This is a genomic window from Haloferax sp. s1, assembly GCF_058382125.1.
Genome location: NZ_JBZRPK010000021.1, coordinates 1 through 600 on the forward strand (window position 1 = coordinate 1; position 600 = coordinate 600).

A 600-nucleotide genomic window follows, 5' to 3' on the forward strand; every position below is an offset into this window, starting at 1 on the left:
CTCACGACCTACCGGATGATGGCCGAGAAGATTTCCGACCACGTCTGCGAAAAACTCGACGTCGAAGCCGAGTGCCGCACCGCCGACGTGCCGCTTCCGGGCAGCGAGGACTTCTCCGTCCTTCGTGACTACATGGACGACTTCGGCCTGCGCTCGCCGATTGGCCGTCGCTCGGTCCAGCGACTCGGCTCGCGCGCCGACGACGTGCTCAACAGCATCGACCCGAACCCGGTCGTCTGTGAGTGCGAGGCCGTCACTCGCGCCGAGATTCAGGACGCACTGGACACCGCGGGCACGGACCTCAACTCCGTCCGCATTCAGACGCGCGCCTCGATGGGCAACTGTCAGGGTGCAATCTGTTGTCACCGGATGGCGAACGAACTCGCCCCCGAATACGACGAAGCAATCGTCCGTTCCTCGCTCGACGACCTCTATCAGGAGCGCTGGAAGGGCGAACGCCACGCCATGTGGGGCGAACAACTCTCGCAGGCCGCGCTCAAGCACATGCTCCACGCGACGACGATGAACCGCGACGAAGACCCCGCGACAGCCGAGACGGACCTCGACTTCGCGGCGTTCGACGACGGCAGTCCCTCCGAC

Annotated in this window: 1 protein-coding gene; it reads left to right on the forward strand. The window is 65.0% G+C overall.

The features are described from left to right. Nucleotides 1–600: (2Fe-2S)-binding protein (locus QT222_RS00110; RefSeq protein ID WP_491475912.1), on the forward strand; the 600-nt coding region annotated here is incomplete at both ends.